Genomic DNA, 26,950 nt, shown 5'->3' on the forward strand with positions numbered 1-26,950 from the left:
CGCCGTCAAAAAACAAAGCGCGGCATCTCGTACCGCGCTCCTCTCGATATTCCGCGAGGGCGCACCTTCAGTGCGTCTTCGTCTCGTGCCACTTCTCGAGATCGGGCTTCACCTCGTCCGATCCCTGCTCCTTCTCGGGATTGCCCTTCCAGGGCTTGTCCGTCTGTCGATGCGAACCCCAGTCGTTCTGCTGCCGGGGATCGTCGTTGGGTCGTTCCTTGCTCATTGAGCTCTCTCCTGAAATCTCAAGCGAAGGGGACGCCGTAATAGGAGTTGATGCCGCGCACCGCGGCGTCGTCGCCCCAGTTCCAATCGCTTCGTGCGCCATATTTGGGCGCGCCTTCAAGCTCCTTCGTGGTGATGCCCGTGACATAACCGCCAAGCTCGGTGTCGTATTTCAGCGACTGCCAAGGCAGCGGATAGTGGTCGTTGCCCAGTCCCAGGAATCCACCAAAGCCGAGTACGGCGTAGGACACCTGGCCGCTGATCTTGTCGATCATCACGCGTTCGATCGATCCGATCCGGTTGCGATCGGCGCCATAGACCGATGTTCCCTCGACCTTGTCGCTGCCGATCAAACGGCCCGTCTCGCTGCGATCCAGTTCGTCTTGCTTCAACATCGCAATTCTCCACTCAGCCACGTGCAAAACCAACCGGATAGGCATGCGATCGTTCCGGAGCATGTTCCCTGAGCGGGTCAGGAACATCGCACCAAACGAGCCGTTCTCTGAGTTTCATGCACCTGCCAAACCAAGGGCTACACGCAATGTCCCAGACCGTCTCCGACTTCATCGTCCAGCGTCTGCATCAATGGGGCGTGCGCGACATCTTCGGCTATCCCGGCGACGGCATCAACGGCGTATTCGGTGCGATGAACCGGGCCGAAGGCAGGATCGGGTTCGTGCAGGCGCGGCATGAGGAGATGGCAGCGTTCATGGCGACCGCCTACGCAAAATTCTCGGGCGAGCTCGGCGTCTGCATTGCGACCTCCGGCCCCGGCGCCTCGCATCTCGTCACCGGGCTCTACGATGCGCTGCTCGATCACCAGCCGGTGCTGGCGATTGTCGGCCAGCAGTCGCGCAACGCCCTCGGCGGGCACTATCAGCAGGAACTCGATCTTCTCTCGATGTTCAAGGACGTTGCTGGAGCCTACGTCATGCAGGCATCCTCGCCAGCGCAAGTGCGGCACCTGATCGATCGTGCGGTGCGGATTGCGCTGGCGCGGCGGACCCCGACCGTGATCATCCTGCCCAACGATTTACAGGAGGAGCCTTACGAGGATCCGCCCCGTGAACACGGCACGCTGCATTCCGGCATCGGCTACAGCCCACCCAGCATCATGCCGCGTGAGGCCGATCTCGACCGCGCCGCGGAGGTGCTCAACGCCGGCAAGAAGGTCGCGATGCTCGTCGGCGCCGGCGCGCTTCACGCCACCGACGAGGTGATCGCGATTGCCGACCGGCTGTCTGCCGGCTGCGCCAAGGCACTGCTCGGCAAGGCCGCCCTGCCCGACGACCTGTCATGGGTCACCGGCTCCATCGGCCTGCTCGGCACCGAGCCCAGCTACAACATGATGATGGAGTGCGACACACTGCTGATGGTCGGCTCGGCCTTTCCCTACGCCGAATTCCTGCCCAAGGAAGGCAGCGCGCGCGGCGTGCAGATCGATATCGACGCGAGCATGATGTCGATCCGCTTTCCCATGGAGGTCGGCCTCGTCGGCGATGCCGCCGAGACGCTGCGCGCATTGCTGCCCCGGCTCGCGCCCAAAGCCGACGGCGCCTGGCGCCGGGGCATCGAAGAGGGCGTTGCGAAATGGTGGACGACGTTGGACGACCGCGCGCATCAACCGGCGGCGCCCGTCAATCCGCAGCTCGTCGCCTGGGAACTATCCCCGCGCCTGCCCGATCGCGCCATCATCACCAGCGATTCCGGCTCGTGTGCCAACTGGTTCGCGCGGGACCTGAAGATGCGGCGCGGCATGACGGCCTCGCTGTCCGGCGGCCTCGCCTCGATGGGCGCCGCGGTTCCTTATGCGCTCGCGGCGAAATACGCCCAGCCGGACCGGCCGGTGATCGCACTGGTCGGCGACGGCGCCATGCAGATGAACAACATGGCCGAACTGATCACGGCTGCGAAATACTGGCGCTCGTGGCGGGATCCGCGCTTCATCGTCTGCGTCTTCAACAACGAAGACCTCAACCAGGTGACCTGGGAGCAGCGGATCATCAACGGGGATCCCAAGTTCGAGGCTTCGCAGCGCATTCCTGACGTCTCCTATTCACGCTTTGCCGAGCTGATCGGCCTGCGCGGCATCTTCGTGGACGCCCCACAGCTGCTCGGCTCGGCCTGGGAGCAGGCGCTGGCGAGTGACATGCCGGTTGTGCTGGAAGTGAAAACCGATCCGGAGGTGCCACCGCTGCCGCCGCACATCACCTTGCAGCAGGCGAAGAATTTCTCGCTGGCGTTGATGAAGGGCGATCCGAACGAAGCCGGGATGATCAAAGGAGCAGCGCGGCAGATGTTCGAATCGATCCTGCCCGGGAAGCAATGAGGTGAACAATGAGCGACTTCCGCGACATCCAGCACGGCGTCAACGATCCAGTCGGAGGCCTCGACGTCAAGCGGCAGATCAACGACAACCGCACGCCGCATGAGCAGGCGCAGCACCATGCGGACGTGCGCGCCGACGCGACCCCCACGTCGGCAGAGCCATTCCTTCCGGAGCGGCTCCGGCGAAAGCCGACCGATCCGATCAATCCTCGCAGTGGCAGAAGGCCCACAGACTGACCGTTTGGAACCTCGGGCCCGGCGGCGTGTTGATCGGCGCAACGTCGCGGGCAAGCTGCCGCGCCGACCGATCGGAGGGATTTGACCATGAAACGCACTATCATCGCCCTTGCCTGCATCTTTTTCGCGGGCCCCGCGCTCGCCCAGTCGCTTGGCGAAAAGACCGGCGTGAATTCGGCGCTCGGCGTTGCGCCTACGACCGCCGATTTTGTCAAGCAGGTCGCGATCAGCGACATGTTCGAGATCGAATCAAGCAAGCTTGCCGAGCAGAAGGGCAATGCGGAGGAGAAGACCTTCGCGCAACAGATGATCACCGATCACACCAAGACCAGCAGCGAGCTCAAAGGCCTGGTCGGTAACGGCAAGGTGCAAGCCACGCTGCCGACGGCGCTCGACAGCTCGCATCAGAGCAAGCTCGACAAGCTCAAGAATGCGAACGGCAAGGACTTCAGCTCGGACTACAATTCCTATCAGGTCAGCGCGCATGAAGATGCAGTGTCGCTGTTCGAGCGTTACGCCAAGGGTGGAGACAATGCCCAACTGAAGGATTGGGCCGGCAAGACCCTTCCCGCGTTGAAGCACCATCTCGACATGGCCAAGAACCTCGGCAAGGCACCGAGCGTCGGTCAATCCAGGTAACGCATTGCTGAAGGACGCCGGCCGGCCCGGCGTCCTTCGCTTGGCAACGACGAGCGTCTCCGCGCATTGAGCCTCGACCATCGCGGAGAGCATGATGTCAAATCGAATCCCTTCTCTATCCCGCCGGCAGGTCGTGCAGGCCGCGAGCGCGACGCTCGCCGCGGCTTCGCTTGCGTCTTCCACAGCGAAAGGAAATACGTCCATGGCGGAAACCGACTTGATCAATCCCGTCACCCGCTATCCGAAGCCACCGTTCAAGAAGCAGTCGCAGCCCTGGCCCGGCCTCGCCGGCAAGATGGAGCCGCGGCCCGATCATGGCGAGACCAGCTACAAGGGTTCCGGCCGGCTCGCCGGACGGAAGGCGCTGATCACTGGCGGGGATTCTGGCATGGGCCGTGCCGCCGCGATCGCCTATGCGCGCGAAGGCGCCGATGTCGCAATCAACTATCTGCCTGCTGAGGAGCCCGACGCGCAGGAGGTGATCGCACTGATCAAAAAGGAGGGGCGCACCGGACTTGCAATCCCCGGCGATCTCAGGGACGAAGCCTTTTGCAAGCACTTGGTCGAGCAGGCGGCGCAGGGCCTCGGCGGGCTCGACATCGTCGTCTGCAATGCCGCTCGGCAACAAACGCGCGCTTCTATCCTCGACGTATCATCGGAGGATTTCGATGCGACGATGAAGACCAACATTTACGCGCCGTTCTGGATCATCAAGGCGGCGCTGCCGCATCTCAAGCCCGGCTCCTGCGTCATCGGCACGACGTCTGAACAGGCCTACGATCCTTCGCCGGATCTCTACGATTATGCGCAGACCAAGGCGGCGACGATGAACTATGTGAAGTCGCTGGCGAAGCAGCTCGCCTCCAAGGGCATCCGCGTCAATGGCGTCGCGCCCGGACCGATCTGGACGCCGCTTCAGGTCTCCGGTGGTGCCACGATGGACAAACTCGAAAAATTTGGCGGTATGACCCCGCTCGGGCGTCCCGGCCAGCCCGTCGAGCTTGCCTCGATTTACGTGCAGCTTGCCGCCTCCGACGCAAGCTATGCGACGGGACAGGTCTATGGCGCCGCCGGCGGCTCCGGCCAACCGTAATGCGGCGCCGCGGCTGAGGCTCCGATAGAGCTCAGGAACCTTCTATGTCTACGGGCTTTAAAAAACTGTCATGGAGGATATCTCGCCGGCGGACCGATGGCGCTCGTAACAGTCAAACCCACTCGGATCGATACGGCGATCGCCAACGAGATCGCACGCAACGCCAACCCAAGCTTAGAGCATGCCGCCCAGGCGATAACCTGGGGCGCCGACGAGCATGTGCTGCTCGCGCTCGCCGCGGCGGGATGGCTCTACACCTATCTCCGGCATCCGCAGCGGCGTTCCGTGGCCGATCATGTCCTGATGGTATCGCTGGTGACGGCGGCTTTGCCGCATGTCCTGAAATCCGTATTCGATCAGACGAGGCCTGACCGGCTGACGGTGCGCGGCCACTGGCATGGCATTCCCTATTCGGGGCGCCCTCGCGACGCGTTTCCCTCGGGTCATGCCATGCATATGGGCGCCCTCGCCTCGGCGGCCGGCCTGTTGCCGCCGACCTCGCGCCGCTTGGCCCGCTCCCTCGCCGCAGCGTTGTCGCTGACGCGTGTGGCGCTGCTGGCGCACTGGACCAGCGACGTGGTGGCAGGCTTCACGCTCGGCATCGTCGTCGAGCGACTGTTCAGGCCGTTCACGCTGGCAAGGTCGCGGCAGCAGCGGCCCGAAGCTTCACGGGTGCGGCCATGACGGAATATCTCGTGCGCTTCGTCGCCGGTGGCCTGATCGTATCCGTCTTCGCAATCTTCGGCGACATGCTGCGGCCAAAGAGCTTTGCCGGGCTTCTCGGCGCGGCGCCGTCGGTTGCGCTGGCCACCCTCGGCATCGCCGTGGTCCAGCACGGCCCGCAATATGCTGCGGCCGAGAGCTGGACGATGATCTATGGCGCCATCGCGCTCGCCTGCTACAGCCTCGTCGTCTGCCATCTCCTGATGAGGATCCGTCTCGGCGCGCTCCCGGCGACGATCCTTGCCTTCGCGGTATGGCTCGTGGTCGCCTTCGGTCTGCTCGCGGGTTTGGGAGGTGCCGCCTGATGCTGGTGAAGCTGTCGTCATCGGCGCTGAAACAGACGCGGTGGTACGAATACGCCGTTCGCTTCGTGCTCGGCGGCTGCGCGACGGTTCTCGCGGGGGTCATCGGCTCGCATTTCGGCACTTCTGTCGGCGGGCTCTTTCTTGCACTTCCGGCCATCTTCTGTGCCAGCGCGACGCTGATCGAAAGCCACGAGCGTCACGCCAAGGAGAAGGCCGGCCTGAGCGGGCGGCGTCGCGGGCAGAAGGCCGCAGCGCTCGATGCCGCAGGTGCAGCACTCGGCAGCATCGGCCTCGCGGGGTTCGCTGCCGTCTTCTATGCCACCGTCGGGACAAGCATCGCACTTGGCTTCATCGCGGCCTTGACGGTCTGGGCCAGCGCTTCCGTGACTGCGTGGTGGCTCAGGCGCAAGCTTCGCATTGTCTCGCACCATCACCGTACAGCCCATTCGCCATCAGCAGAGGGCTCTCGCTTCGTGAAGCCCTAAAGCGCGATAAGATAGTGTTTGAGCCTGATCGTTTCGGAAAACCGCCGCACATTTGTACGAACCATGCTTCTAGCCCGCTTTTGCCTTCGCCGAGGTCTGCGATTGCGGCGGCTGGAGGCCCGGGCTGTTCGCCCAGCGCTCGACCTGCTCGATGACCTTCTGATGGCTTGGTCGCACCGGCTCGGGCGCTTCGGGCTCTTCGGAAAGCTTGCGAGGTAACCTGACTTGGTCCGCCATGGCTCTCTCCCTTTCGAGGAGAATGCGCGATGGCACAATATGTTTCAATTAACTTATTGGTTTTATTGCGAATTTCTACTCATTAGGAGACTTTCTTGACTCTGGCGGAACTCCCGCCAAGTTGGTTCGTTGAGTAAACTACTCAAACTACTCAATTTGCGTGATCGCCATGAACGACCTTCGCGCCGAGCGCCTTCAGGTCATGCTTTCGCCGGAAGAATTGGCTGCCATCGACGATTTCCGGTTCAAACACCGAATGCCGACGCGGGCGGCCGCGGTCCGCGAACTCCTGAAGTTCGGACTGAGCGCCGTTGGCGTCGATGCCGCCGTCGGCGTGAAGTCGAGCAGCTTTGGCGTGTTCGGCCGCGGACCCGACGGACATACTCATGGGGATCCGGAGAGCGGCACCGACGGCTGACGCACAGAAGAGGCTCATTCATAAGCAAACGACCCTGGCACGTGGGTGCCAGGGCCGTCCTTGGAGATTGCTTCCGGCGCACCGGGGGCATGACAACCGGAAGCAATCCGTCGACTCTTCCCGCGAGAATTCGTTCCTCGTGAGAACTAGCCTGTTGCGTCGTTCGAGCCGTCCGGCATCACGCCGGAGCCTGGCGTCTTGCTATTGTCGTTCAGCTTGGGATCGCGCGTCGCTTCACGCGAAGGCGAGCCTTTCGGATCCGTCTTGTGCACGGACTGTGCACGCTCCTTGTCGCGGGGCTGCTCCTCCGCGCGCTTGTCCTTGACGATGCCTTGGTCGGAATGGGCCATGATGGGGCTCCCGCTTATACTGGTGTCTCGGAGCGCTTACGCACCGCGGCGTCGAATGTTCCGGTACAGTGCTAACTGCGCACCGCATGGACAGCGGCAGATGCATTCTCAAGGTGCACCTGCCGCACCGTCGTTACCGTCGCGAACGCGACCGAGACGCCAAAAGCGAGAATGAGGGAAAGAAGAGCCAGACGCGGAGCCATCGACAAAACCTCCTTCTGAAACTCGAAATCGACGTGATCAACTGTTCCTGGATGATCCCCAATCAGTCGCTTGCCGTCCGTGAGCGGTCGCACAGGCAGATTCACCAGAACGAGCGGCTCACACCTTCCGCTTTGGAGGAGCGAGGTCCGCAACGGGCGGGACTTCTCCGTCGAGCCAATCCTGTTCGTTGGCGAGCGCCGTCCAGGCGTCGGCCATGCGCGAATAGCGCTTGTGGGCGGGTTGTCCTTCGGCGCGCTCGGCAAGCTGAAGGCAATTCTCGGCGTTATCCCTGAAGATGTCGGACTGTTTCATATTGAGGACGTGGGGACGGAACTCTCGCGCTGCAAGCCGCTTGCCGGATCGTAAGGGTTAGGGAACTTCGCAGTCCCCTCGACATTGGTTTGGATGCGAGTTCTTGCCGCGATCATCCTGGCATTCATCGGCACTGCGGCGCTTGCCGACAGTACCGGCGAGCGAAAGCCGGGCGAACGGCCACCGGCTGCGGTTGAGGTAATCATCGGCGTCTACAACTTCAGCCGATTTCAACAGGGTCTTCTTGAAAATACCGACCTCAAGGGCAATGCGGAGGTCAAGAACCTCGCCGCCCTACGCGCCGAGGAAGCGGCCAAGCGCGACAAGACCTTGAAGAAGATCCAGGAGGCAATCGGGGCGGAACCTCGCGTCGGCAAGGCAACATCCTCGACTGCAAGCCTCGTGGAGCCCGAGATGTCGGATGGTCCGACCTACGTCAGAAGCTTCTATGCCGCGCAGATTCCCGAGTATGAAGCGATCATCGAGCTGCTCGATCGCTATCTGAAAGCGCCCGACAACGCAGCGCTCGCAGCGTTCGCGCGCGAACAACTCCCGATGTTGCGCTCGCAGGTCAGGGACGCCGAGCGTACCATGGCGGACAAGTAGCCGTTTTACTTGTCGTTAGGATGTTGCTGGCTTTGCGGCCGCACGGTGCGATCGCTCTCCGGCATCTTGTCCCGGCCCGCATCGCCGTTGTCGTCCTTGGCGCCCGAAGACGACGTGCCGCTACCGCTCGGATTCGACCGGCTGGCCGTTCCGGTGGTGGGTGTTTCCGCCCGCGGGCTGGCGGAGCTCGCGGCGGGATCACCAGTCACGGCGCCGCGCCCGCTGGGCGCACCGCCCTGCGCCAAAGCCGATCCCGCGGCAAACACCGCGATAACGATGGCGGCAAATTCTGCTTTCATTATCCATTCTCCCTGTCTCTCTGTGGGGCTAACCACCAGGCTCGGCGCTCCGTTCCGAATGATGAATGCCGGGCACGGGGACGAGCAGAGCGGCGGCCCCACGACGGCGCCTCTCAATAGAGTGGAACCAATTCGGCCGATCAGGGTTAGTTGAATCGGGCTGAGCAAAGCGGGTTCCATTTCCTCGCGTCGCACCTTGGCGCTTGATTTCGAATTTGGCTGACGCTCTATTTCATTTCGACCAAACGCGTTGTGCCGCAGATTCGGCCGACGCCTGCGGGGGAATCAGTATGAGCGACCTCGATCCCGGAACTGCATCACGCTCCGGTCGTCGCGTCCCAAAGCCAAAATCCAACGGTACGTCGGAGCCGGATTCCCGGGCGGAATTGTTGCTTGCCTTGCAGGCGATGCGCAGCGGTGACTTTTCGGTGCGCATGAGCGGCGACTATCTCGGCATCGACGGCAAGATTGCCGACACTCTTAACGAAATCATCGCCGCCAACCAACGCATGGCGCAGCAACTCGAACTGGTCGGCCAGGTGGTGGGCCGCGAAGGCAAGACCCGCCAGCGCGTCAAGTTCGGCCTCGCCTCAGGCTCCTGGGCCGACATGGAAGGTTCCGTCAACACGCTGATCGACGACCTGCTGTGGCCGACGCGCGAGGTGACGCGCGCGGTCGCCGCCGTCGCACAAGGAGACCTGCTCCAGACTGTCAAGCTCGACGTCGATGGTCGTCCGCTCGGCGGCGAATTTTTGCAGTCGGCGAACATCGTCAACACCATGATCAAGCAGCTCGGCGTGTTCACGTCCGAGGTGACGCGCGTGGCGCGCGAGGTCGGCACCGAGGGCAAGCTCGGCGGCCAGGCCCAGGTGCCGGAGGTGACCGGCGTCTGGAAGGACCTGACCGAGAGCGTCAACTCGATGGCAAACAACCTGACCAACCAGGTTCGCAACATCGCCGAAGTGACGATCGCGGTCGCCAACGGCGATCTGTCGAAGAAGATCACGGTCGACGTCCGCGGCGAGATCCTGCAGCTCAAGGAAGCCATCAACACGATGGTGGACCAACTCCGCTCCTTCGCCTCGGAAGTGACGCGCGTCGCGCGCGAGGTCGGCACCGACGGCAAGCTCGGCGGCCAAGCGATCGTGCCAGGCGTCGCCGGCACCTGGAAGGACCTCACCGACTCCGTCAACGCGATGTGCGGCAACCTGACTGCACAAGTGCGCAACATCGCCAACGTCACCACCGCCGTGGCGCGCGGCGACCTCTCGCGCAAGATCACGGTGGACGTGCGCGGCGAGATCCTGGAGCTGAAGGACACCATCAACACCATGGTGGACCAGCTCAACTCGTTCGCCTCCGAAGTGACGCGCGTCGCGCGCGAGGTCGGCACCGAAGGCAAGCTCGGCGGCCAGGCCCAGGTGCCTGGTGTGGCCGGCACCTGGAAGGACCTCACCGACAACGTCAACTTCATGGCCTCGAACCTGACGGCGCAGGTCCGCAACATCGCCGACGTCGCCACCGCCATCGCGAGCGGCGATCTGTCGAAGAAGATCACGGTGAATGTCTCGGGCGAGATCCTTCAGCTGAAGGAGACGCTCAACACCATGGTCGACCAGCTCAACGCCTTCGCCGGCGAAGTGACGCGCGTCGCCCGCGAGGTCGGCACCGAGGGACGGCTCGGCGGCCAGGCCAACGTGCTCGGCGTCGCCGGAACCTGGAAGGACCTCACCGAGAGCGTCAACTCGATGGCCTCGAACCTCACCGCGCAGGTCCGCAACATCGCCGAGGTGACGACCGCGGTCGCCGGCGGCGACCTCTCCAAGAAGATCACCGTGGACGTGCGCGGCGAAATCCTGGAGCTGAAGGATACCATCAACACCATGGTGGACCAGCTCAACGCCTTCGCCGGCGAAGTCACGCGCGTGGCGCGCGAGGTCGGCACCGAAGGCAAGCTTGGTGGTCAGGCCGTCGTGCGCGGCGTCGCCGGCACATGGAAGGACCTCACCGACAGCGTCAACTCGATGGCCTCGAACCTCACCGGCCAGGTCCGCAACATCGCCGAAGTCGCAACTGCGGTCGCCAAGGGCGATCTGTCGAAGAAGATCACGGTGAACGTGTCGGGCGAAATCCTTCAGCTGAAGGAGACGCTCAACACCATGGTGGACCAGCTCAACGCCTTCGCTGGCGAAGTGACGCGCGTCGCGCGCGAGGTCGGCACCGACGGCAAGCTCGGCGGCCAGGCTGGCGTGCCCGGCGTCGCCGGCACCTGGAAGGATCTCACCGACAGCGTGAACTCGATGGCGGGCAACCTCACCGCCCAGGTCCGCAATATCGCCGAAGTGGCGACCGCGATCGCCGGCGGCGACCTGTCGCGCAAGATCACCGTGGACGTGCGCGGCGAGATCCTGCAGCTCAAGGACACGCTGAACACGATGGTCGACCAGCTCAACCGTTTCGCGGGTGAGGTGACGCGCGTGGCGCGCGAGGTCGGCACCGAAGGCCGTCTCGGCGGTCAGGCCAACGTGCCCGGCGTCGCCGGAACCTGGAAGGATCTCACCGACAGCGTGAATTCGATGGCGGGCAACCTCACCGCCCAGGTCCGCAACATCGCCGAAGTGACGACCGCGGTGGCGCGTGGCGACTTGTCCCGCAAGATCACCGTCGACGTGAAGGGCGAAATCCTCGAGCTCAAGAACACCATCAACACCATGGTGGACCAGCTCAACGGCTTTGCCGGCGAAGTCACGCGCGTGGCGCGCGAGGTCGGCACCGAAGGCAAGCTCGGCGGTCAGGCCGAAGTGCCCGGCGTTGCCGGCACATGGAAGGACCTCACCGACAACGTCAACTTCATGGCATCGAACCTCACGGCGCAGGTCCGCAACATCGCCGAGGTCGCGACCGCCATCGCCGGCGGCGATCTCTCGAAGAAGATCACGGTGGACGTGCGCGGCGAGATCCTTCTCCTGAAGGACACGCTGAACACCATGGTCGAGCAGCTCCGCTCCTTCGCCGCCGAAGTCACGCGCGTCGCCCGCGAGGTCGGCACCGAAGGCCGGCTCGGTGGTCAGGCCGTCGTGCCTGGCGTCGGCGGCACCTGGAAGGATCTGACCGACAACGTCAACCTCCTGGCGGCGAACCTCACCACGCAGGTCCGCAACATCGCCGAAGTGACGACCGCGGTGGCGCGCGGCGACTTGTCCCGCAAGATCACCGTCGACGTGAAGGGCGAAATCCTCGAGCTCAAGAACACCATCAACACCATGGTGGACCAGCTCAACGCCTTCGCCGGCGAAGTGACGCGCGTGGCGCGCGAGGTCGGCACCGAAGGCAAGCTCGGCGGCCAGGCGCAGGTGCCCGGCGTTGCCGGCACATGGAAGGACCTCACCGACACCGTGAACCTGATGGCTGCGAACCTGACCGAGCAGGTGCGCGGCATCGTCAAGGTGGTGACGGCGGTCGCCAACGGCGATCTCAAGCAGAACCTGACGATGAAATCTCGCGGCGAGGTCGCCGCTCTCGCCGACACCATCAACAACATGACCGAGACGCTGGCGACCTTCGCCGATCAGGTGACGTCGGTGGCACGCGAGGTCGGCGTCGAAGGCCGGCTCGGCGGCCAGGCCAACGTGCCGGGTGCTGCCGGCACCTGGAAAGATCTCACCGGCAACGTGAACCTTCTGGCTGCCAACCTCACCTCGCAGGTGCGCGCGATCGCGGAAGTCGCGACCGCCGTGACCAAGGGTGACCTAACGCGGTCGATCCAGGTCGACGCCCGCGGGGAAGTCGCGGAGCTGAAGGACAACATCAACACGATGATCACGAATCTCCGTTTGACGACGGACGTGAACACCGAGCAGGACTGGCTGAAGACCAACCTCGCCAAATTCACCAACATGCTCCAGGGCCAGCGCGATCTCGCCACCGTCGGCCGGCTGCTGCTCACCGAGCTGTCGCCGCTGGTGAATGCCCATACCGGCGTGATCTACCAGGTCGAGAACGAGGACAATTCCCAGCTGCTGCTGCTCGCGTCCTACGCCAGCGACGGCATCTATCCCTACCAGAGCGTGCTCCAGTTCGGCGAAGGACTGGTCGGCCAGTGCGCCCTCGACAAGCGGCCGCGCATGGTTTCCGACATCCCGTCCGACGTTGTGCCGATCAACTCGGCGCTGCTCCGCGTCGCGCCGAAAAATCTCGTCGTGCTGCCTGTCCTGTTCGAAGGCCAGGTCAAGGCCGTGATCGAACTCGCCTCTCTCGTCTCCTTCACGACCTCGCAGATGACGTTCCTGGAGCAGCTCACCGACTCCATCGGCATCGTTCTGAACTCGATCGAGGCGACGATGCAGACCGAAGGCCTGCTCAAACAGTCGCAGCAGCTCGCCGGCGAGCTACAGACCCAGCAGCGCGAATTGCAACAGACCAACGACCAGCTCGAGCAGAAGGCGCAGCAGCTCGCCGAGCGCAACGTCGAGGTCGAACGCAAGAACCAGGAGATCGAGCAGGCCCGGCGCGCTCTGGAGGAAAAGGCCACCGAGCTCGCCCTGACCTCGAAGTACAAGTCCGAATTCCTCGCCAATATGAGCCACGAGTTGCGTACGCCGCTGAATTCGATCCTGATTCTCGGTCAGCAGCTCACCGATAATCCGGACGGCAATCTCTCGGCCAAGCAGGTCGAGTTCGCCCGCACCATCCACGGCGCCGGCACCGATCTGCTCAACCTCATCAGCGACATTCTCGATCTCTCCAAGATCGAGTCCGGCACGGTGACGGTCGACGCCGAGGAGATCCTGACCGCGAACCTGCTCGAGACCGTCGGGCGGCCCTTCCGGCACGAGGCGGACAACCGTAATCTGTCGTTCAAGATCGACGTCGATCCGAACCTGCCACGCAGCATCGTCACCGATTCCAAGCGCCTGCAACAGGTCCTGAAGAACCTGCTCTCCAACGCCTTCAAGTTCACCGCCGAAGGCGAAGTGCGCCTGAAGGTCGCGGGCGCGATCGGCGGCTGGGGAACGGATCACCCGGTGCTGAACTCCGCGCCGGCCGTGATCGCGTTCGAAGTATCCGATACCGGCATCGGCATTCCGCTGGAGAAGCAGAAGCTGATCTTCGAGGCGTTCCAGCAGGCGGATGCCGGCACCAGCCGAAAATACGGCGGCACCGGACTAGGACTCGCAATCAGCCGCGAACTCGCGAGCCTGCTCGGAGGCGAAATCCATCTGCGCAGCGCGCCGGGCAAGGGCTCGTCCTTCACGATTTATCTGCCGTTGAAATATTCCGGTCCGACGCTCGCGCCGCGGGCCGCGCCGGCGCCGCAGCAATACAGCCAGCCGCCCGCGCTGCAGCCGGCCGCGCCGGAGCAACAGCGTGCCATCGAGCAGCTTCCCGACGACCGGTTGAACCTCGAGCCCGGCGACAGCATCCTCCTGATCGTCGAGGACGACCCGCACTACGCGCGTGTGCTGGTCGATCTCGCGCGCGACAAGGGATTCAAGGTGCTGGTCACCGCGCGGGGCGCGGAGGCGCTGGAGCTCGCCAAGCAGTATCAGCCGAGAGCCGTCTCGCTCGATGTGTTCCTGCCCGACATGCTCGGCTGGACCGTACTGAGCCAGCTCAAGCACAATCCGTTGACCCGCCACATCCCCGTGCAGATCATCACGCTCGACGAAGACCGCCAGCATGCGCTGGCGCGTGGCGCGTTCTCATTCGTCAACAAGCCGACCACGCCTGAAGGCGTCGCGGCCGCGCTGACGCAAATCAAGGAATATGCCCGGCCGCGGCGCAAGCGGCTGCTGATCGTCGAGGACAACGAGGCCGAGCAGCTTTCGATCCGCGAGCTGCTCCACCACGACGACATCGAGATCGTGACGACGGCCACCGGCGCGGGCGCACTTTCGACGTTGCGCGAGCAGCCGTGTGACTGCGTGGTGCTCGATCTCAGGCTTCCCGACATGAGCGGCTTCGAGGTGCTGGACCAAGTCCGCAACGACGAGCGACTGTCGAACATCCCGATCGTGGTCTTCACCGGCCGCGAGCTTTCGGCGGAGGAGGACGCGGAACTCCACACCATGGCTCGCAGCATCGTGGTCAAGGGCGTGGAATCGCCGGAGCGCCTGCTCGACGAGACCGCACTGTTCCTGCACCGCGTGATCACGGAGCTGCCGATCGAGAAGCAGCGCATGCTGGAGAAGCTGAACAGTTCCGACGAGGACTTGATCGGCAAGACCGCCCTGCTCGTCGACGACGACGCCCGCAACATATTCGCCCTGTCGAGTGTGCTGGAACGACGCGGCATGAAAGTGCTGACGGCGACGACCGGGAGCGAGGCTGTGACACTGGTCGACTCCAATCCGGAGATCGCGATCGTGCTGATGGACATCATGATGCCGCAGATGGATGGCTATCAGACCATCGGCGTGATCCGCGAGAATCCGGCCTTCGCCCGTCTTCCGATCATCGCGCTGACCGCCAAGGCGATGAAGGGCGACCGGGAGAAATGCCTCGAAGCCGGCGCGTCCGATTACCTCGCCAAACCGGTCAACACCGACCAATTGCTGCTTGCGATCCGCATGTGGCTGCACCGCTGAGTTGGGCCCGCGTATGGACCAGGAAAAGGTCAACATCCTGCTCGTCGACGATCAGCCGGCCAAGCTGCTGGCCTATGAGGTGATCCTGAAGGATCTCGGCGAGAACCTCGTGATCGCCTCATCGGGACGCGAGGCGCTGGAGGTGCTGCTCAAGACCGAGATCGCGGTGATCCTGGTCGACGTCTGCATGCCCGAACTCGACGGCTTCGAACTCGCCGCAATGATCCGCTCGCATCCGCGTTTCCAGAAGACCGCCATGATCTTCATCTCTGCGATCCAGGTCAGCGACATCGACCGGTTGCGCGGCTACGAGATGGGCGCGGTCGACTACGTGCCTGTGCCGGTCGTGCCGGAGGTGCTGCGTGCCAAGATCAGGGTATTTGCCGAGCTCTACCGCAAGACGCGCGAGCTCGAACGGCTGAACCACGAACTCGAGGACCGCGTCCGCGCACGCACCGCGGAGCTGGAGAGCTCCACCGCGAAGCTGCGCGAGAGCGAGCAGCGGCGCAGCATGGCGATCTCTGCCGGCAAGATGGGATCCTGGGATTGGGACTGGAGCAGCGGCGATTGGATGTGGGACGACGGGCAATACCGCATCTTCGGCGTCGACCCGGACAGTTTCGAGGTCAATCCGGCCAACGTCCAGGCGCTGTTGCATCCCGATGACGTCGATCAGTTGCGCAAGGCGATCGCCGAATTCAACAAGGGCACGCGCGCCTATGAAACGGAATTCCGCATTGTGCGGCCCGATGGCGAGGTGCGCTGGTGCGTCGGCACGGCGGCGGCGACAGTCGACGAGCGCGGGCGCGTGGTGCGCGTGAGCGGCGTCACCGTCGATATCACCGAACGCAAGCGCGCCGAGGAGCGGCAGAATCTCCTGGCGCGGGAAGTCGATCATCGCGCCAAGAACGCACTGGCGCTGGCCCAGTCCATCGTGCGCCTCACCCGGGCCGACGAGGTCAAGGACTATGTCAACGCGGTCGAGGGACGCATCAATGCACTGGCGCGCGTGCACACCATTCTGTCGCTGTCCAGCTGGCAGGGCGCCGAACTCTCCAGGCTGATCGACGAGGAGCTTGCGCCCTATTCGCTCGGCGACCAGATCAGATTGGAAGGTCCCGAAGTTCAGTTGCTGCCCGCGACGGCCCAGACGCTGGCGCTCGCACTGCACGAGCTCTTCACCAACTCGGCCAAGTACGGCGCGCTCTCGACTCGATCGGGGCGGCTCGCGATCGATTGGCAGGTCGAGGACGAGCTGCTCACGCTGAGCTGGGAGGAATCCGGCGGTCCGCTGGTCATGACACCGAAATCTCGCGGCTTCGGCACGCGGAGCCTGCTTGCGAGCGTCGAGTCCCAGCTTGGCGGACAGGCGCAGTTCGATTGGCGCGCCGAGGGCCTGTTGTGCCGTCTGGAGGTGCCGCTGACGCGAAAGACGGCGACGGCCGGACTCGGCAAGTTCGACACCGGCGGCTCCGCCGAATTGCAGCGCGCATCCGGCTAACCGGACACCGCGCTCGTCATGCGCTGGGCCATCCGCGCTTCGCGCGGCACCCGCCCTTCCAGCCAGGCTTCCGTTCGGGCGAGATCGCGCAACGCCCTGGCGTAACGGCGCGCCGCGCTTCGCTCTGCTCCGCGCGGTAGCCTGCGGGCCTTGCGCAGGATGTCCGCGGCCGCATGACGATAGGCTAGCGAGCGGTAAAGAAAGACTACCTTACCCATATCGATGTTCCCGTTTTGATGGCACTCATCCTCGCAAGCCCGGCATGAACGTCGGATGAAGCGGACGATGACAATTATTTCAACCGAATGGAACCACAGAATCATGCGGGCGTTGGCATGCCGGTTCGGGAATGACCTCCCATGCGCACGAAGAAGTCGTCTGAACTGATCTCTGCCAGTGGCCTCATCAAGCTGATGACGCACGCGATGATGGGCGCAGCCCTCGGCCTCACCTTCAGCCTCGCGCTCGTCGTGTCCAATCCGGCCGTGGCCAACCTGCTGAATAACGGCGGAAGCCAAGCCATTCTGGTGTTCGCCCTCACCCTGGTGACGACGTTCGCGATCGGCGCGACGCTCACCGGCGTCGTGTTCATCATTTATGAGGACAAGCAATCTTGAAGCGCGTGATCCGCGGGGGGACGCTTTGTCGGGAACTCCGGCGGCGAATAGCGGTTGGCTGCCTGCGTCAAATTAACTCAGGGAGTTTCCCCGCATGAACACGACCAAGCTCGCTCTCGCCGTAATGTTGGCAACCGGCCTTGCCGCCGCACCGTTCGCCGTGCAGGCCAAGTCACACAAGGCCAAGCACGGATCCTCGATGTCATCGTCGCAGACCACCGGCGCCAACACCAAGTCTCCCAAGGGCGCTGATCCTTCCGGCCAGGGCGGCTCCGGGCCCGGCTCCGATCAGGGCGGCACCATGACGAACAAGGGCGGCATGACCAACACCAAATAGTCCACGCCTGGAAGCCATAGAGGGCTCCGCCGTTGCGGGGCCCTTTCTCTCGCTGCTCGCCGTCATGAGATGCTCTAGCCGCGTCCACTTGCGCGCAATCAGAAGCTGGGCTGCGGCCTCACCGAGGCGGTCGCGCTGCAGCTGCCGGATGGTTGAGCCCAGCTTGAGTATCTCGGCGCCCGCTCGCGCGCACGGTGTTGCCGACTGTCTTCGCGGGACGAAGGCGCACGCGGTCGCGGACGTCAGGCAGAACGTCGCTGCCGCCGGCTGCCTTCCATTCGCCGATCAGGAGGTTGATTCTCCGGCGCAGAACCATCTGCGCCAAGGCCCTTTCTGTGCAGTCGCAGTCGCGCTCGACGAGGTTGCGCACCGACGCTTCGACGTCGGCCATTTCGAGCCTCAAAACTCTGATTTTACGTCGAATTTCATTAATTCTGTTGTCCATGGCTTGTTAGAACAAAATAAGAACATATAGTCAAGTGGATCTCGGAACGGAGAAGGCAGATGCAGATTCAAGGTAAATACGACGCCAAGGCTTTTCTTGGAGAGCAGATGACGCGGGCGCAGGGTCTCAGGCTGAGGCGGCTGAGTGAAGAGGCGTATCAACCGGCCCAATATGCACGGGACCTGTCTTTCGGCGAGGCAGCACGGCGCATCCAGGCGTTGGAGGCGGAGATCGAGTTGGCGAATTCCTTCTAGCCTGCGTCGCGCGCCCGCAACGGTGTGCAGGCGTTGCCGGAACCATGGCTGTGCCGAATGGTTCTCCTCAGCCAAGGGAGAACATGCATGGCACGCAAGGCAAAGAAACGTCGCTACTCTCGCAGTTCCGGCAGCGATGTCGAAAGCGAGATGCGGCGCTACAAGAAGGGCACCGCCAAGAGCGGGCGCGGGGGCCGCGTGAAGAGCCGCAAGCAGGCGATCGCGATCGGACTGTCGAAGGCGCGCAAGAAGGGCAAGAAGGTCCCTAAGAAGGCATCGAAGCGGAAGAGTGCCAAGAAGACGTCCAAAAGCAAAAGGTCGTCAAAGAAGTCGTCGAAGCGCAAATCCAGCAAGCGCTGACGCTAACCTGTCTCAGATCATGCTGCCGGGCATGAAGCATCGGATCGAAATCCCGAACGCAGTCTTCACCGGCCACACCATGGTGCGGCCGGCCCGGTTCGGCTCGGTGATGACGGCTTCGTCCGGCACCTCGATCCACTGCCCGTCCAGACGCACGCGGTAACGGCCGTTGTACGACTCCCAGTCGGGATCGGCGACGGCAAAGCCATCCGCATCCGAGCAGCACGGACCGAGCTGGCTGCGCAGGCTGTCGAACCATGGTTTCAGAGGGGAATTCGCGTAGCGGCCGTCGTCACGCCCGAGCGCGTGTCCGCCACAGAGCACCAATGGCACGACGAGCAGTGCACTCCTCAGCGAGAGCTTCAATCGATCCATGTCGGCACCGATCAAATTCGAACCGCCGGCAAGTTCCACAAAGCAGCCGCAAGTTCGAAGTTCCGCGATTGCAACCCACCTCTACGACTCCATTGCCGCAGCGGTGTTGGAACTGTGATGATCGAACACGGCTTTTTCGGACGAACTGCGTCATCATCCCTGCGGTTAACGAGAATGTTATCGCTAACCCAACGGAAATTTCGAGGATGAAGAGGAAAGGCGGCCCGAGGGCCGCCTTTTTTAACCTGTGTCGCTCGATGCGCCCGGCTCACGCGAGCGGAACTGCCACGAATCTTGTCGCCTCCGCGCTTTTGACCTGCAACAACACGCTCCGCTTGCCCGACGTTTTGGCCTGCGCCAGTTCCGAACGGACGTCGCCGACATTCTCGACGGCCTTGCCGCCGACATTGAGGATGACATCGCCAGTCTGAATGCCGCGCTGTGCCGCCGGCCCTTGCGGATCGACCTCGGTGACGACGACGCCCTTCTGGCCCGCGCCCTGGACGTCCCCGGCCGGCGCCAGGCTGAGGCCGAGGCGCGGCGTGCCGGCACTCGGCTGCCTCCTGCCCTCGTCGGTGCCATTTCCCTTGGCTTGCCGCTCGTTCGGCAGCTCGCCGAGCGCCAGGGTCACCGTTTTGCTGTCGCCCTTGCGGAAGACATCGAGCTTCACCGACGTGCCAGGCGCTAACGTGGCGATGGTGCGGGCGAGGTCACGGGAGTCCTTGATCGTGGTGCCGTTGACGGCGGTGATGACGTCCCCCGCCTCGATGCCGGCCTTCGCCGCCGGGCTGCCATCCTGCGGATTGTCGACGATCGCGCCGCGCGCCTCCTTGAGGCCGAGGCTGTCGGCAATATCAGACGTCACGGGCTGCACCTGCACGCCGAGCCAGCCTCGGGTGACCACGCCCTTGTCCTTCAATTGCGCGACGACGAGCTTGGCGGTCGAGGCGGGAATATCGAAGCCGATGCCGACCGAGCCGCCCGAGGGCGAGAAGATCGCAGTGTTGACGCCGATCACGTTGCCGTTCATGTCGAAGGCCGGGCCGCCGGAATTGCCCTTGTTGATGGGCGCATCGATCTGGATGAAGTCGTCATAAGGACCATTGCCGATATCCCGGCCGCTGGCCGAGACGATGCCGGCGGTAACAGTGCCGCCAAGACCGAAGGGATTGCCGACCGCGACCACCCAGTCGCCGATGCGCGGCTTCTGGTCGGAGAATTTGACGAACGGAAAGTCCTTCTTGCCATCGACCTTGATCAGCGCGAGATCGGTCTTCGGATCGGTGCCGACGACTTTCGCAGTGTAGGTCGTACCGTCATCCATCGTCACCTGAACCGACTCGGCATGATCGACGACGTGGTTGTTAGTCACGGCATAGCCGTCGGGCGAAATGAAGAAGCCGGAGCCTTCGCCCGTGATCATCTGATGGCGCTGGCGCGGCATGCCGTTCATACCACCCGGGAAGCGGAAGCCGAACTGTCGGGAGAACTGGTCGAACGGCGTATCCTCGTCCGAATCCATCCGGTTCTGCTGCAGCATCGCGGTCTTGTCGTTGTCCTGGTCGATCTTCACCCGCACCGAGATCACCGCGGGTTTGACCTTGCTGACCAGATCGCCGAAGCCCGCCGGCGTAGCCGCGGCTTCCGCAGCCTGAGCCGGCGCAATGAAGGAGTTCGTACCGAACGGCGCGGAGCCTGGCGCCATTGACAGGGCGGCCACGCCCAGCGCGGCCACGGTGCCGAGCAGCGCGAGCCGGCGCGGCCTCAAGATCTTGCGGGACGTGGTGGTGTCGGAATTGACGCGATCGTTCATGTCGAAATATCCATGTTGAGCTGGTGTCGCCTTGTCCTCAACATGGTCGCTGCCACCTTACGGCGTCCCGTCCGTCCGATTAAATCTCGGCAAAGAATGGCAAAGCGGGCGCGGCAGGCAAATCGTCGCTGCTCATTTGATGCAGCTCAACACGGGCGCTTCGCGCAGTGAAAAACTGCAACCATGAGGTCCACCGGAGGCGCGCCATGTACAAAGACATTCTCGTCCACATTCCCACCGAACGTCCCATGCGTTCTGCTATCGAAGGCTCGATCTCGCTCGCGGCGCACCTCAACGCGCATCTCGACGCGGTCGCGGTCGGCTATGTCGCAACCAGTGCAGCTTACGTGATGGAGGGCGGCGCGGCGGTGGCGGCCGTGTTCGAACTGGAGCGCGAGCGCGCCGTTGAGCGGGCCGAGGCCGCGCTCGCGGTGTTCAGGAGCGAGGCGGCAAACGCCGGCGTCTCCTACGCCAGCCATGCGCTCGGGGCGATCCCGGCGGATGCCGCCGTCTCGCTCGGCCAGATGGCGCGACTGCACGACCTCAGCATCGTGCTCCAGCCTGATCCGACGCAAGGCTCGTTCGACAACGACGTGCCAGGCGAGATCCTGTTTCAGGCGGGCGGCCCGGTGCTGTTCCTGCCCTACACCTTCCGGGGAGCCTTCAACGCAAACCGGGTCGGCATCTGCTGGGACGGCAGCCGCCTCGCTGCCCGCGCCGTGCGCGACGCAGCAACGTTCCTGGCGCGCGCCGCAGAGATCGTGATCATCACCATCAACGAGGCCGACGCCGTCTCCGGTGAGGCTTCAGCGAGCAGCCTGGCAAGACATCTCGGCCGGCGCGGGCTGTCGACCCGCACGGTCGGCCTGTCGGCAACGCGCGCCGACATTCAACCGACCATCCTGTCGCTTGCAGCGGACGAGAGCCTCGACCTCCTGGTGATGGGCGGCTACGGCCATTCGCGGTTGCAGGAGCGCGTTCTCGGGGGCGTCACCCGCGCCATGCTGGAAGCCATGACAGTCCCGACGCTGATGTCGCATTGAGCCGAGCCGGCCTGGCGCCATTACGCCGCGACCGGAGCCTCCCACGTCGCGGGCGCGGCAGCGTCCTCATCGCGTTGCACATTGCACGCGTTGAAATGCGCCTTGAGTTCGACTTCCGCGAGATGTTCAAAATGTTCGGCCTGGCCGAGGAGTTCCCAGTTCTGGAGCGGCCGGTAGGCCGCCTGCTGACGACAGAGGGACGCCAGCGCCCGGTAGCGACGTACGTTCTCCATGAGACCCTCCCTCGCATCTGCCAAGGTTATTGCCTTGATTTGCGTCAGGCCGATGGCGGTCATGCAAAAGATTTGCTGCGCCCCCTCGCCTGATCTCGGCTCGTTCTTGGGAAATTCGTATTCGGGTCAAAGTTCCAAAATGGCGCCGACAGGCGCTCGGCCTCCCCGAGTCTAGCGGATACGGCCTCCGTCGCTTACGCGCATGCGCCCCGCAGGAACTCGGCCCGCCTCGGCGGCGATGCGAATGGCGGCGATATTGGCGGCATAGTCCGCAGCGCTGTTGCCGCGAAACACGGCGGAACCCGCGACGAGCGTATCGGCACCCGCTGCGGCCACGGCAGCGGCATTGTCGCGCGTGATGCCGCCATCGACTTCGAGTCGGATCGGCCGCTCGCCGATCATGGTCCTAATCCGCTTGATCTTCTCGATCTGCGATCCGATGAACGATTGGCCGCCAAAGCCCGGATTGACCGTCATCAGCAGCACGAGATCGATGCGGTCGAGCACGTATTCGATCGCAGCCTCCGGCGTTGACGGACAAAGGCTGACGCCAGCTTTCCTGCCGAGCGAGCGGATGGCCTGGAGCGAGCGGTCGAGATGCGGGCCGGCTTCGGCGTGCACCGTGATGAAGTCCGCTCCGGCTTTCGCGAACGCCTCGAGATAAGGATCGGTCGGGGCGATCATCAAATGCACGTCGAAGACCTTCTTCGTCAACGGCCGGATCGCCTTGATGACGTCAGCACCGAAACTGATGTTCGGCACGAAATGCCCATCCATGACGTCGCAATGGATCCAGTCGGCCCCGGCCGAATCGATCGCCGCGATCTCCTCGCCGAGGCGCGCGAAATCCGCCGCCAGAATCGACGGAGCGATGAGAATGTCTTCGGTCATGGCGCTGCACTCCGCGCATCGGCGCCGCCGCTGAACACGCGGCTCGCAAGGACGTCCATGGGATCGATGGTCTCGAGGTCGGCGACATCGAGCATGCGATTGAGATCGGACACCAGACGATCGGCTTGCCGCAGGCGGATGCGGTCGACCGCGTTGCGGATCGACCGGGCGTTGGAGAAGAACGGCTGGGTCCGGCGCAGCGCGATGTATTTCTCGAACGCCTCGCGCGCGGCTGCCGAGAAGCGATAACCCCGCTCCTTCAGCATCAGCTCGGCGATGACGAGCAGCTCGGCTTCCGCATAGTCGGGAAATTCGATGTGATGGGCGATGCGCGAACGGAAACCGGGGTTGGACGCGAAGAAGCTCGTCATCCGCTCGCCATAGCCGGCGAGGATCACGACGAGGTCTTCGCGCTGGTTCTCCATCACCTGGAGCAGGATCTCGATCGATTCCTGGCCATAGTCGCGCTCGTTATCGGGACGATGCAGGTAATAGGCCTCGTCGATGAACAATACGCCACCCATCGCCTTCTTCAGGATCTCCTTGGTTTTCGGCGCGGTGTGGCCGATATACTGGCCGACGAGATCGTCACGCGTCACCGAAATCACCTGCCCGCGCCGCACGAAGCCGAGGCCGTGCAGGATCCTGGCCATGCGCAGCGCCACGGTGGTCTTGCCGGTGCCGGGATTGCCCGTGAACGACATATGCAGCGTCGGCGGCGCGGAGGCGAGGCCCGCACGCTGCCGGATACGCTCGATCAGCAGCAGCGAGGCGATCTGGCGCACGCGGTTCTTCACCGGCTTGAGCCCGATCAATTCCTGGTCGAGCTGTTGCAGCGTATCCGTGATCCCGGCCGCTTCGGCCTCCTTGCGAAGATCGAAACGCGGCTCGCTCTGTTCGGTCGTCGTTGCATGGGGAACATCAAGCATCGGCACCTCGAAGAAAAGAGCTTCGCCGCTGGGAGCGGCGAAGCAGTGGTCCGCCAAGGATGCGGAGCAGGGAGAGCTCCGCGCGGAGGAAGTGTTATTGAGAGGCGTTGGCGGCCGGCTTTCGCACGGCGGTGTAGCGGATCGCGCGTCCGGCCACTTCCTGCCGCACCAGTTCGAACTCCGCCTCTTGCTTCGGCCGGTTGACGAGGAACGAGATCCGCACCGACTCCCAGCCATGGCTGGCATCGAAGCCGCTGATGCGGATGTAGCTGTCGCCGTAAACCCTGCGGCACTCGGCGAGCTCCATCATCACTCCGGCGGCGTCCTGAAGATCGAACATCGGCAGGCCCCACATCTCCCAATAGGTGTTGCGGGGATGCGGATCGTCGGTGAACTCGATGTTCACCGCCCAGCCGTTGGCAAGGCAATATTGCACTTGGCTGGTGATCTGCTCGTCGGTCAGATCGGGCAGGAACGAGAAGCAGCCCTGGGTGATCTTCATCTCAATTCTCCTCAGACGGTTTCCAGCGCCGTCGGCACGAAGTCCGGCGTATCGGTGGATTGATAGTTGAAGGTGACGTCCTTCCAGACCTCGAGCGCGGCCTTCAGCGGCGTGCAGGTCTGGGCCGCCTGGGCGAGGATCTCCGGCCCTTCGTGGACGTAGTCGCGGCCCTCATTGCGGGCGAGGATCATCGCTTCCAGCGCCACGCGATTGGCGGTCGCGCCGGCCGCAATGCCCATGGGATGGCCGATGGTGCCGCCGCCGAATTGCAGCACGACGTCTTCGCCCAGGAGATCAAGCAGCTGATGCATCTGGCCGGCGTGGATGCCGCCGGAGGCGACCGGCATCATCTTGTTGAGGCTCGCCCATGACTGGTCGAAGAACAGGCCATGCTCGAGCTTGGTCGGGTTGAAGTCCTCGCGGCAGACGTCGTAGTAGCCGCGCGTGGTGTTGGGGTCGCCTTCGAGCTTGCCGACCACCGTGCCGGCATGGATGTGGTCGACGCCGGCGAGCCGCATCCACTTCGCGATGACGCGGAACGACACGCCATGGCTCTTCTGCCGCGTATAGGTCGAATGGCCGGCGCGGTGCAGATGCAGGATCATGTCGTTCCGCCGCGCCCATTTGGCCATCGACTGGATTGCGGTGTAGCCGATCACGAGGTCGATCATGACGATGCATGACCCGAGTTCCTTGGCGAACTCTGCACGCTCGTACATATCCTCCATCGTGCCCGCGGTGACATTCAGGTAGGTGCCCTTGACCTCGCCCGAGGCCGCCTGCGCCCTGTTCACCGCCTCCATGCAGTAGAGAAATCGGTCACGCCAATGCATGAAGGGCTGCGAGTTGATGTTCTCGTCGTCCTTGGTGAAGTCCAGCCCGCCCTTCAGCGCCTCGTAGACCACGCGGCCGTAGTTGCGCCCCGAAAGTCCGAGCTTCGGCTTCACCGTTGCACCCAGCAGCGGCCGGCCGAACTTGTCGAGCCGTTCGCGCTCGACCACGATGCCGGTCGCCGGCCCCTGGAACGTCTTCACATAGGCGACCGGGAAACGCATGTCCTCCAGCCGCAGCGCCTTGAGCGGCTTGAAGCCGAACACGTTGCCGATGATCGAGGCGGACAGGTTCGCGATCGACCCCGGCTCGAACAGGTCGAGGTCATAGGCGATGTAGGCGAAGTACGAGCCCGGCGTGCCCGGCACCGGATCGACGCGATAGCATTTGGCGCGATATTTCTCGGCCGCCGTCAGGCGATCGGTCCACACCACCGTCCAGGTCGCGGTCGAGGATTCTCCAGCCACCGCAGCAGAGGCCTCGATGGGGTCGACGCCTTCCTGCGGCGTGACGCGGAACAGTGCGATGACGTCGGTGTCCTTCGGCGTGTAGTCGGGCTCCCAATAGCCCATGCGCTTGTATTCCATCACGCCGGAGCGATAGCGCTCCTTGCCGCGGAGCGTGCCTGCATGTGCGTTCATGTCTCTCTCCTGCTCTCTTCTCTGCTCTATCTGATTGACTAGGCCGCTACGGACTCGCGGGCGTCGACGCGCGGATCGAGCTCGCCGGCGCGATAGCGCCGCGCCATCTCGCTCATCGGGACCACCTTGATCCTGCTCGCATGGCCCGCCGTGCCGAACTGCTCGAAGCGCTCGCGGCAAAGTTCGCGCATCGCATCCATCGCGGGTTTGAGGAATTTACGCGGATCGAACTCGGAGCGTGCCTGCGCAGCCACTTTTCGGAACACGGCGGTCATGGCCAGCCGGCAATCGGTGTCGATATTGACCTTGCGCACGCCGCTCTTGATGCCGCGGACGATCTCGTCCACCGGCACGCCCCAGGTCTGCGGCATCTCGCCACCGAACTGGTTGAACATGTCCTGAAGCGACTGCGGCACCGAGGACGAGCCGTGCATGACCAGATGGGTGTTTGGCAGCCGGCGATGGATCTCCTCCACCACGCGCATCGCCAGGATGTCACCATCCGGCTTGCGGCTGAACTTGTAGGCGCCGTGCGAGGTGCCCATCGCGATCGCCAGAGCGTCGACCTTCGTTGCCCGGACGAAATCGACTGCCTGGTCGGGATCGGTCAAGAGCTGATCGTGGCTGACCTTGCCCTCGACGCCGTGACCGTCCTCCTGCTCGCCGCCGCCGTGCTCGAGCGAGCCGAGCACGCCGAGTTCGCCCTCGACCGACGCTCCGACCCAATGCGCGAGATCGACGACGCGGCGGGTGATCGCGACGTTGTAGTCGTAGTCGGCCGCCGTCTTTGCGTCGGCCTTCAGCGAGCCGTCCATCATCACCGACGTAAAACCGTGGGCGATGGCCGAGGCACAGGTCGCCTCGTCATTGCCGTGGTCCTGGTGCATGCAGATCGGGATGTCGGGATAGGTCCGCTCCAGCGCGTCGATCATGTGCGAGAGCATGAGATCGCCGGCATAGCTGCGCGCACCGCGTGAGGCCTGGATGATGACGGGCGCATCGACCTCGGCCGCCGCCTGCATGATCGCGATGCCTTGCTCCATATTGTTGATGTTGAAAGCCGGCACGGCATAACCGTGGCTGGCGGCATGATCGAGCAGCTGGCGAAGTGTGATACGGGCCACGGGACG

General features: G+C 63.7%; 33 protein-coding genes. 16 read left to right on the forward strand and 17 right to left on the reverse strand.

Annotated elements, in window-relative coordinates; all coding sequences use genetic code 11:
- Positions 1-67: 67 nt before the first annotated feature.
- Both EHH60_RS37495 and EHH60_RS12200 read right to left on the reverse strand, forming a co-directional pair.
- A complete protein-coding gene (locus EHH60_RS37495) occupies positions 68-226 on the reverse strand; it encodes a hypothetical protein (protein ID WP_194389111.1) in 159 nt (52 codons plus the stop codon).
- Positions 227-245: 19 nt separating this feature from the next.
- Positions 246-620 (reverse strand): PRC-barrel domain-containing protein, encoded by a 375-nt coding sequence (locus EHH60_RS12200; RefSeq protein ID WP_124159704.1) that lies wholly within the window; start codon positions 618-620, stop codon positions 246-248.
- Between the two features lie 146 nt (positions 621-766).
- Here EHH60_RS12200 and EHH60_RS12205 point away from each other — a divergent pair, with 146 nt between their 5' ends.
- From EHH60_RS12205 to EHH60_RS12235, 7 genes are all read left to right on the forward strand, one after another.
- On the forward strand, positions 767-2,554 hold the full coding sequence (locus EHH60_RS12205; RefSeq protein ID WP_124159705.1) for a thiamine pyrophosphate-requiring protein: 1,788 nt from the start codon (positions 767-769) through the stop codon (positions 2,552-2,554).
- An 8-nt stretch (positions 2,555-2,562) separates the two neighbouring features.
- Positions 2,563-2,790 carry a hypothetical protein gene (locus EHH60_RS12210; protein WP_124159706.1) on the forward strand — a complete coding sequence of 76 codons (228 nt, stop codon included), beginning with the start codon at positions 2,563-2,565 and terminating at the stop codon, positions 2,788-2,790.
- An 87-nt stretch (positions 2,791-2,877) separates the two neighbouring features.
- The gene (locus EHH60_RS12215) at positions 2,878-3,429 is read left to right on the forward strand and encodes a DUF4142 domain-containing protein (protein ID WP_124159707.1); all 552 of its coding nucleotides are present in this window, start codon (positions 2,878-2,880) and stop codon (positions 3,427-3,429) included.
- Positions 3,430-3,631: 202 nt separating this feature from the next.
- On the forward strand, positions 3,632-4,522 hold the full coding sequence (locus EHH60_RS12220) for an SDR family oxidoreductase (protein ID WP_199751419.1): 891 nt from the start codon (positions 3,632-3,634) through the stop codon (positions 4,520-4,522).
- Between the two features lie 96 nt (positions 4,523-4,618).
- On the forward strand, positions 4,619-5,206 hold the full coding sequence (locus EHH60_RS12225; protein WP_124159709.1) for a phosphatase PAP2 family protein: 588 nt from the start codon (positions 4,619-4,621) through the stop codon (positions 5,204-5,206).
- Entirely contained in the window at positions 5,203-5,550 is a 348-nt protein-coding gene (locus EHH60_RS12230) for a DUF3147 family protein (RefSeq protein WP_124159710.1), read from the forward strand. The genes EHH60_RS12225 and EHH60_RS12230 overlap by 4 nt, the downstream gene beginning before the upstream one ends.
- Positions 5,550-6,035: a DUF3147 family protein gene (locus tag EHH60_RS12235; RefSeq protein ID WP_124159711.1), complete on the forward strand. Its 486-nt coding sequence runs from the start codon at positions 5,550-5,552 to the stop codon at positions 6,033-6,035. Before EHH60_RS12230 ends, EHH60_RS12235 begins: the two co-directional genes overlap by 1 nt.
- A 69-nt stretch (positions 6,036-6,104) precedes the next feature.
- On the opposite strand, the gene EHH60_RS37500 is transcribed toward EHH60_RS12235, so the two are convergent.
- On the reverse strand, positions 6,105-6,272 hold the full coding sequence (locus EHH60_RS37500; RefSeq protein ID WP_199751420.1) for a hypothetical protein: 168 nt from the start codon (positions 6,270-6,272) through the stop codon (positions 6,105-6,107).
- A 169-nt stretch (positions 6,273-6,441) separates the two neighbouring features.
- Between EHH60_RS37500 and EHH60_RS12240 the strand changes: the two genes are divergently transcribed.
- A complete protein-coding gene (locus EHH60_RS12240) occupies positions 6,442-6,690 on the forward strand; it encodes a hypothetical protein (protein WP_158626729.1) in 249 nt (82 codons plus the stop codon).
- Between the two features lie 146 nt (positions 6,691-6,836).
- Here the strand turns inward: EHH60_RS12240 and EHH60_RS12245 are convergent, their stop codons facing one another.
- The 3 genes from EHH60_RS12245 to EHH60_RS12255 all read right to left on the reverse strand — a co-directional run bounded on the left by EHH60_RS12245 (position 6,837) and on the right by EHH60_RS12255 (position 7,556).
- Positions 6,837-7,040 (reverse strand): hypothetical protein, encoded by a 204-nt coding sequence (locus tag EHH60_RS12245; RefSeq protein WP_124159712.1) that lies wholly within the window; start codon positions 7,038-7,040, stop codon positions 6,837-6,839.
- Positions 7,041-7,111: 71 nt separating this feature from the next.
- A complete protein-coding gene (locus EHH60_RS12250) occupies positions 7,112-7,348 on the reverse strand; it encodes a hypothetical protein (protein ID WP_124159713.1) in 237 nt (78 codons plus the stop codon).
- Positions 7,349-7,361: 13 nt separating this feature from the next.
- Positions 7,362-7,556: a hypothetical protein gene (locus EHH60_RS12255; RefSeq protein ID WP_124159714.1), complete on the reverse strand. Its 195-nt coding sequence runs from the start codon at positions 7,554-7,556 to the stop codon at positions 7,362-7,364.
- A 93-nt stretch (positions 7,557-7,649) separates the two neighbouring features.
- On the opposite strand from EHH60_RS12255, the gene EHH60_RS12260 reads away from it, so the two are divergent.
- Positions 7,650-8,162, forward strand: coding sequence for a DUF4142 domain-containing protein (locus EHH60_RS12260; protein ID WP_124159715.1), 513 nt, complete (start codon positions 7,650-7,652; stop codon positions 8,160-8,162).
- A gap of 5 nt (positions 8,163-8,167) precedes the next feature.
- Here the strand turns inward: EHH60_RS12260 and EHH60_RS37505 are convergent, their stop codons facing one another.
- Positions 8,168-8,461: a hypothetical protein gene (locus tag EHH60_RS37505; RefSeq protein ID WP_199751421.1), complete on the reverse strand. Its 294-nt coding sequence runs from the start codon at positions 8,459-8,461 to the stop codon at positions 8,168-8,170.
- 290 nt (positions 8,462-8,751) lie between these two features.
- Between EHH60_RS37505 and EHH60_RS12270 the strand changes: the two genes are divergently transcribed.
- A complete protein-coding gene (locus EHH60_RS12270) occupies positions 8,752-15,048 on the forward strand; it encodes a HAMP domain-containing protein (protein WP_124159717.1) in 6,297 nt (2,098 codons plus the stop codon).
- Positions 15,049-15,061: 13 nt separating this feature from the next.
- Positions 15,062-16,549, forward strand: a complete 1,488-nt coding sequence (locus EHH60_RS12275; protein WP_124159718.1) for an HWE histidine kinase domain-containing protein — start codon at positions 15,062-15,064, stop codon at positions 16,547-16,549.
- On the opposite strand, the gene EHH60_RS12280 is transcribed toward EHH60_RS12275, so the two are convergent.
- Positions 16,546-16,767, reverse strand: coding sequence for a hypothetical protein (locus tag EHH60_RS12280; protein ID WP_124159719.1), 222 nt, complete (start codon positions 16,765-16,767; stop codon positions 16,546-16,548). The two genes, EHH60_RS12275 and EHH60_RS12280, sit on opposite strands and share 4 nt — an antisense overlap.
- Before the next feature lie 141 nt (positions 16,768-16,908).
- Between EHH60_RS12280 and EHH60_RS12285 the strand changes: the two genes are divergently transcribed.
- On the forward strand, positions 16,909-17,166 hold the full coding sequence (locus EHH60_RS12285) for a hypothetical protein (RefSeq protein ID WP_124159720.1): 258 nt from the start codon (positions 16,909-16,911) through the stop codon (positions 17,164-17,166).
- Between the two features lie 94 nt (positions 17,167-17,260).
- A complete protein-coding gene (locus tag EHH60_RS12290; protein ID WP_124159721.1) occupies positions 17,261-17,503 on the forward strand; it encodes a hypothetical protein in 243 nt (80 codons plus the stop codon).
- Between the two features lie 118 nt (positions 17,504-17,621).
- On the opposite strand, the gene EHH60_RS12295 is transcribed toward EHH60_RS12290, so the two are convergent.
- Positions 17,622-17,894, reverse strand: a complete 273-nt coding sequence (locus tag EHH60_RS12295) for a hypothetical protein (RefSeq protein ID WP_124159722.1) — start codon at positions 17,892-17,894, stop codon at positions 17,622-17,624.
- Positions 17,895-18,007: 113 nt separating this feature from the next.
- On the opposite strand from EHH60_RS12295, the gene EHH60_RS12300 reads away from it, so the two are divergent.
- Both EHH60_RS12300 and EHH60_RS12305 read left to right on the forward strand, forming a co-directional pair.
- Complete coding sequence (locus EHH60_RS12300) at positions 18,008-18,202, forward strand: DUF3072 domain-containing protein (RefSeq protein WP_124159723.1); 195 nt, start codon at positions 18,008-18,010, stop codon at positions 18,200-18,202.
- Positions 18,203-18,289: 87 nt separating this feature from the next.
- Positions 18,290-18,562, forward strand: coding sequence for a DUF6496 domain-containing protein (locus EHH60_RS12305; RefSeq protein ID WP_124159724.1), 273 nt, complete (start codon positions 18,290-18,292; stop codon positions 18,560-18,562).
- A 12-nt stretch (positions 18,563-18,574) separates the two neighbouring features.
- On the opposite strand, the gene EHH60_RS12310 is transcribed toward EHH60_RS12305, so the two are convergent.
- Together EHH60_RS12310 and EHH60_RS12315 are read right to left on the reverse strand one after the other, a co-directional pair.
- Positions 18,575-18,937, reverse strand: a complete 363-nt coding sequence (locus EHH60_RS12310; protein WP_124159725.1) for a hypothetical protein — start codon at positions 18,935-18,937, stop codon at positions 18,575-18,577.
- A gap of 268 nt (positions 18,938-19,205) precedes the next feature.
- A complete protein-coding gene (locus EHH60_RS12315; RefSeq protein ID WP_124159726.1) occupies positions 19,206-20,750 on the reverse strand; it encodes a Do family serine endopeptidase in 1,545 nt (514 codons plus the stop codon).
- Positions 20,751-20,956: 206 nt separating this feature from the next.
- Here EHH60_RS12315 and EHH60_RS12320 point away from each other — a divergent pair, with 206 nt between their 5' ends.
- A complete protein-coding gene (locus EHH60_RS12320) occupies positions 20,957-21,793 on the forward strand; it encodes a universal stress protein (protein ID WP_124159727.1) in 837 nt (278 codons plus the stop codon).
- Between the two features lie 20 nt (positions 21,794-21,813).
- Here the strand turns inward: EHH60_RS12320 and EHH60_RS12325 are convergent, their stop codons facing one another.
- From EHH60_RS12325 to fba, 6 genes are all read right to left on the reverse strand, one after another.
- Positions 21,814-22,026 (reverse strand): hypothetical protein, encoded by a 213-nt coding sequence (locus EHH60_RS12325; RefSeq protein WP_124159824.1) that lies wholly within the window; start codon positions 22,024-22,026, stop codon positions 21,814-21,816.
- A 171-nt stretch (positions 22,027-22,197) separates the two neighbouring features.
- Positions 22,198-22,917, reverse strand: coding sequence for a ribulose-phosphate 3-epimerase (gene rpe / locus EHH60_RS12330; RefSeq protein ID WP_124159728.1), 720 nt, complete (start codon positions 22,915-22,917; stop codon positions 22,198-22,200).
- On the reverse strand, positions 22,914-23,846 hold the full coding sequence (cbbX, locus tag EHH60_RS12335; RefSeq protein ID WP_199751423.1) for a CbbX protein: 933 nt from the start codon (positions 23,844-23,846) through the stop codon (positions 22,914-22,916). Before cbbX ends, rpe begins: the two co-directional genes overlap by 4 nt.
- Positions 23,847-23,940: 94 nt before the next feature.
- Positions 23,941-24,348: a ribulose bisphosphate carboxylase small subunit gene (locus tag EHH60_RS12340; protein WP_124159730.1), complete on the reverse strand. Its 408-nt coding sequence runs from the start codon at positions 24,346-24,348 to the stop codon at positions 23,941-23,943.
- Positions 24,349-24,359: 11 nt separating this feature from the next.
- Complete coding sequence (locus tag EHH60_RS12345) at positions 24,360-25,820, reverse strand: form I ribulose bisphosphate carboxylase large subunit (RefSeq protein WP_124159731.1); 1,461 nt, start codon at positions 25,818-25,820, stop codon at positions 24,360-24,362.
- A 38-nt stretch (positions 25,821-25,858) separates the two neighbouring features.
- Entirely contained in the window at positions 25,859-26,944 is a 1,086-nt protein-coding gene (gene fba, locus EHH60_RS12350) for a class II fructose-bisphosphate aldolase (RefSeq protein ID WP_124159732.1), read from the reverse strand.
- Positions 26,945-26,950 lie beyond the last annotated feature (6 nt).

This window comes from Bradyrhizobium sp. RP6 (assembly GCF_003837805.1).
Lineage (GTDB): Bacteria > Pseudomonadota > Alphaproteobacteria > Rhizobiales > Xanthobacteraceae > Bradyrhizobium.